Source organism: Methylobacterium sp. WL18 (assembly GCF_008040015.1).
GTDB classification, from domain to species: Bacteria; Pseudomonadota; Alphaproteobacteria; order Rhizobiales; family Beijerinckiaceae; genus Methylobacterium; species Methylobacterium mesophilicum.
Map to the genome: position 1 here is coordinate 1 of NZ_VRVD01000316.1, position 5,325 is coordinate 5,325.

3 protein-coding genes are annotated in these 5,325 nt (G+C 69.0%); all 3 read right to left on the reverse strand.

Translation table 11 applies throughout. The features are described from left to right. Positions 1 to 100: 100 nt before the first annotated feature. The 3 genes from FV228_RS19350 to lptF all read right to left on the reverse strand — a co-directional run bounded on the left by FV228_RS19350 (position 101) and on the right by lptF (position 5,015). Entirely contained in the window at positions 101 to 2,680 is a 2,580-nt protein-coding gene (locus tag FV228_RS19350; protein ID WP_147856109.1) for an LPS-assembly protein LptD, read from the reverse strand. Between the two features lie 78 nt (positions 2,681 to 2,758). Next, on the reverse strand, positions 2,759 to 3,847 hold the full coding sequence (gene lptG / locus FV228_RS19355; protein ID WP_147856110.1) for an LPS export ABC transporter permease LptG: 1,089 nt from the start codon (positions 3,845 to 3,847) through the stop codon (positions 2,759 to 2,761). Positions 3,848 to 3,854: 7 nt separating this feature from the next. Then, on the reverse strand, positions 3,855 to 5,015 hold the full coding sequence (gene lptF, locus FV228_RS19360) for an LPS export ABC transporter permease LptF (protein ID WP_147856111.1): 1,161 nt from the start codon (positions 5,013 to 5,015) through the stop codon (positions 3,855 to 3,857). Positions 5,016 to 5,325 lie beyond the last annotated feature (310 nt).

Sequence of the window (5,325 nt, forward strand, 5' to 3'; positions counted from 1 at the left end):
CCCCTCTCCCGACCCCCTTCGGGGGCCACCCTCCCCCCGCAGAGGGGGGAGGGAGGGCGCACGTCGAGCCAGGACCGGCTCCCCAAAGAATCCCAAAAAACTACCGCACGGTGGCGATGCCGTCCGCGGTGGTGGCGGTGCCGACGTTCTGGCGCAGATCCGCTTCGCCCAGCGTCTTCAGCTCGAGGCGGAGCAGCACGGTCTGGTTGCGCTCGCGGACGCCGGTCGCGGTGGCGATCGGGGAGTTGATGTAGTTGAGCGAGATCGTCGTGCACTCGTCCTGGTAGCCGCCGCCGAAGCTCGCGCCGGAGAGGTAGAACCGGCCCGGATTCTGGTAGGTCGGCACCGTTCCGATCGGGTTGGCGAGGTAGGCCGAGAGGGCGTCCGTGTAGGTGTTGCGGATATCGAGGTAGTGGGTCAGGTCCACCAGGAGCGAGCCGGAGACGAACCAGTTCGGCGTGATGTTGTAGGTGGCGCTGGCGGTCACGCCCTCGCGGTAATGGCTGTAGCCGAGCAGCGGCTGCGCCTCGTAATACGAGTAGAACGCCGAGACGGTGAGCGGCAGGAACGGTGCGAACCGCGCCGTGGCGCCGGTCTCGAGCCGGGCGACGTGGAAGTCGGACTGGTCGAACCGCGCGCGGGTGATGAACGTGATGTTCTGGTTCGGCGAGACCTGGAACCGCCCGACGAAGTCGGAGCGCCGGGTCTCCAGGCCGGAATCCAACCCGACATTGGCGATGTCGCCCCGGCGGAACGAGTTCACCCCGGCGAGCTGGATGGACTCGCCGAACATCACGTTGGTGTACCAGCCCGAGGGCGTCACCACGGAATACTGGCCGCCGAGATTGGTGCGCACGCCGCCCTCGACCCGGTCGTAGCCGGAGAACTTGTCCCACTCGAACAGGGAGGTGTCGTCGAACACCAGGCTCTGGGCGTCCTCGTTCGGCAGGCGGCCGATCCGGGTCTCGGACGGGCGCGCGATGATCTGGCCGATCGGCTCCAGGGTGTGGACGCCGAGCGCACCGAAATTGGCGACGAACGGGTAGCGGTAATCGAGCCCGACCGCCGGCATCACCCGGCCGGCGAAGCCGTCGTCGATCTTGGCGACCTGGGGGGCGAGGTCGTTCTGGTAGCCGGAGAAGCTCGGGTTGGTGAAGAACGCGTCGGTGCGCAGATACGCGAACGGCGTGAACTTCTGGCCCCAATCGTCGATGAAGCTCCGGCGCCAGGACAGTTCGGCCGAGGCGCGGGTGTTGGTGCCGGCGAGCCCGTCGATGGCGCACAGGCCGCGCTGGAACACCGTGCAGGTCTGGTAGAGCGGGAAGCTGACGCCGTTCACGCTCGGCGAGAACAGGTAGCTCGAGGTGCGGGGTAGGCCCTGGAACTGGGTGGTCTCACGGGTCAGGCTGGTGATGTTGGCCTGGAACCGGACCTCGCCGCCGATCTCGGCCGGGCCGTTGACGCGCTTGTCATAGTCGATCACCGGCGCAACGATCGGCTGCTGCTTCTGCCAGTCGAAGCTCGACAGGCCCTTGAAGTAGTAGCCGCGCGCCTCGAACCACGACCGGTCGCCCTGGCCGACCAGGTAGGCGGTCGAGGTCGCCTCGCGGAAATAGTCCGTGGTGATGTTCTGGTTGCGGATCCGGTAATTGTCGAGGAACCACTTGTCGGTGACGCCGACGAGGTCCCAGCCGGTCCGCCAGCGGTCGTTGATGTAGAACCGCCCCTGCGATTCCACCGAGCCGCGGAAGTCGCGCTCGCCGGCGCCCAGCGGGCTCGGCAGGAACGCCGACGGGGTCGTCTGCGAGATGCCCGACAGGCGGATGTTGTAGAAGCCGTTGTCGATCCGCTGGCGGAACTCGGCCTGGCCGAGCACGCCCTGGCGGCTCAGCAGGGTCGGGGTGATGGTCAGGTCGTAGTTCGGCGCGAGGTCGACGAAGTACGGCAGCGACACGCCCCGGCCGAGCGCCGTGGTCGAGATGAAGCGCGGCGTCAGGAAGCCGGTCTTGCGCTTCACGGTCGGGTCCGCCGCCTCGAAATAGGGCAGGTAGGCGACCGGGATCCCGGCGATCTCCAGGGTGGAATCGTCGAAGTAGATCGTGTGGGTCTGGTTGTCGTGGATGATCTTCTTGGCGCGGATCTGCCAGAGCGGCGGCGTCTCCGGGTTGTCCTTGCACGGCTCGCAGGCGGTGTAGCTGCCGGACTCGAAGCTGGTCTGCTCGCCGTTCAGGCGCTCGGCCCGGGGGGCGGAGAAGCGCGTCCGCACCGTCTCGGTCCGCCGCTCCACGGTCTGCTGGCCGCGGAACGCATCGACGAAGCCGGTCTTGAAGTCGTCGGTCAGCTCCATGCGCGCGCCGGTCACGACGCCGCCATCGGCCTCGGTGAGGCGGACGTTGCCCTGGGCGAAGACCCGGCCGGTGCCGCGGTCGTAGCGCACGCTGTCGGCCTGGAGGGTCCGGGGACCGAAATGCAGCTCGGCGTTGCCGCGCGCGGTCACGGTGTTGTGGTCGTTGTCGTAGATCAGCTCGTTGGCCTCGACCAACAGCTTGTCGCCCGGCTTGCCGAGCTTCGGAGCCGGGAGCCCCTGGGCATGCGCCGAGACGCCCCCGGCCAGCGGCGCGGCGAGTGCCAGCGCGGCCAGGAGGGCCGTCTTCCGCAGGATGTGGGCGACCTTACGCAACGCGCGACCCAACCCCTGTGACGTGATCCGCCACCAACCTCACACACCCGTCTCCCGTCCCGCGATGGTTCACGGGCGTCAGCCGTCTTCCTGGTACAGAAGCGTAAGCGTACCGAGAAGACTGCCTACCACGGCCGGGAACCACGCCGCCACCGGTGCGGCGACGAGTCCGGACGCGCCGAGCCCCTCCATGACCTGTCGGACCACGTAGAGAGCGAAGCCCGCCGCGACGCCGCCGAGGACGAGTTTACCGACCCCACCAAAGCGGAAGAACCGTAAGGAAACGGTTGCGGCCACGATCACCATAGCGAGGAACAGGACCGGCCTGGCCCACAGGACATCGTACTGAAGACGGTATCGGGTGGCGTCGAGACCGGCCCGCTCGGTCCGCGCGATGGTTGTGGGAAGTTGCCAGAAAGGCACAGATTCCGGGGGGGTGAAGCGCTGCCGGACCTGCCCGGGGTCCAGGTTCGAGGCGATCAGGTAGGTGTCGAACGACTCAGGCGGCGCGTCCGGGGCGAGCACGCGGGCGTCCGACAGCGCCCAGTAGCCGTCGTGGAGGGTGGCCTCGGCGGCCACGATCTGCTCGGCGAACTTGCCGGCCTCGTCGAAGGTGAAGACCGAGACCCCCGCCAGGGTCGTGGTACCCTCGATGGCGGTCTCGGCCCGGATGATCGCCTCGCCGTCGAGGCCGCGCTGGCGGATCCAGAGATCCTTGCCGGACCCCGCCTTGGTCGACTTGGCGAAGATCTTGGCCTCGATCTCGGTGGAGCGCTGCTTCAGCAGGGCGGAGACCGGGTTGTAGATGCCGACTGCCACCGCCCCCAGCGCCAGGGCCACGAAGAAGCCGGGCTGGAGGAACTGCCAGGCCGAGATCCCGGCCGCGCGCGCGACCACCAGTTCGAGCTTTCGCGAGAGCTGCAACAGGGCCGCCATCGAGCCGAACAGCACCGCAAAGGGCAGCACGCCCTCGGCCACCGCCGGGGTGCGGTAGAGCGAGAGCAGCGCCATCAGCCCGGTGGAGGCGCCCTCGGCCTCTCCGGCCCGGCGCAGCAGCTCCACGAAGTCGAGGGTGTAGACCAGCGCGAACACGGTGACGAAGACGCCGAGCACCGTGCGGGCGAACCGGGCGGCGAAGTAGCGCCCGAGGGTCGGACCGATCAGCATCGCAGGCTCAGCGTGCCGGGGCGAGGCGCGGGGCGCGGATCAGGGCGCGCACGGCGCCCGCCACCGCGGCGTTGAAGGCGCGCACCCGCGGGCCGAAGAAGATCAGCAGGCCCGACAGCGCGATCGCCAGGAGCGGGACGCCGTAGATCGCCGCCACCGCCCCGGCGCTTCGTGCAGCCGCGCTCACCGCGGCGAAGCCCGCGATCCGCAAGCCCACCACGGCCAGGATCGCCCCGGCGACCGCGAGGCCGCGGCCCTGCCGGGTGGTGCGGGGATCGCCGAGCGCCGCGAAGGCGATGAACACCAGGGCCAGCGGGTAGAGGCAGGCCGACAGCCGGTCGTGCAGCTCGGCCCGGAACCGGCCCTTCTGCAGCTTGTAGTAGCCCTCGGTCTGGTCGGGGAATAGCAGCTGCGAGGTCGAGCGCTCGCGCGGCTTGTAGATCGTGTCGGCATCCGGGGGCGCGAAGGCCGCGAGGTCGATCGTGTAGCGCTCGAAGGTCAGGATCGAGGAATCGCGCGAGTCCTTCTGCTGCTGGTGGACGCTGCCGTTCTCCAGGACGAGGAAGCTCTGCCCGTCGATGTCGACGGCGTTGCCGCGGTCGGCGAGGTAGACCTTGGTCTTCCCGGCCTCGCGCCGGTCCTGGATGAACAGGCCCTTGAGCACGCCGCCGGGCCCGCGCTCGCGGAAGTGGAAGGTGATGCCGTTGTCGAGCTGGGTGAACTGCCCCTCCTTGACGACGTTCGCGATGAAGTCGCCCCGGACCCGGGTGATCACGTCGCGCAGCTCCTGGAAGCTCGCGGGCATCACCACCACCACCAGGAACCCCACCAGGAAGCTCACAATCAGCGCCAGGGTCAGGAACGGCCGCAGCAGCGCGCGGGGCGGCATGCCGGCGGCCGCCATCACGATCAGCTCGGAATCGCCGTTGAGCTTGTTCAGCGCGTACACGGCGCCGATGAACAGCGCCACGGGCGCGATCACCACCACCAGCGTCGGCAGCGACAGGCCGGTCACGAACAGGAAGACCAGGAGGGTCTGGCCCTTGGCGGTCACCAGATCGAGCTCGCGCAGGGCCTGCGTCAGCCAGATCGTGCCGGTGAGGCCGATCAGGCACGCGAGGCTCGCGCCCAGGGCGATCCGAAAGATGTAGCGCTCGATCTGCCTCATTGGCCCGGCAGTTCCGCCCGTCCTCTCGCGCCCTCATGGGCCAGGGACCCGACAAAAGGGGCGATTCCAGGGCTGCTGCGCCGCGTTGCGTTTGCCGCCTCAGCGGCTACACAAGGCGGATCACGCCCCGCGGCATGGCCCGAGCGTGGGAACGGCTGCGGAACATTGGGCAGGACGACGGGTATGGCGGACGGTATCGAGATCGGTTTCGGACCCCTGGAGCAGAGCGGCCAGGGCCCGGGGGGATCGGGCGATCTCGTGGTGTTCGTCGGCGACGACCTCGCCCTCGGCTCGGCGGCCCGGGCAGCCC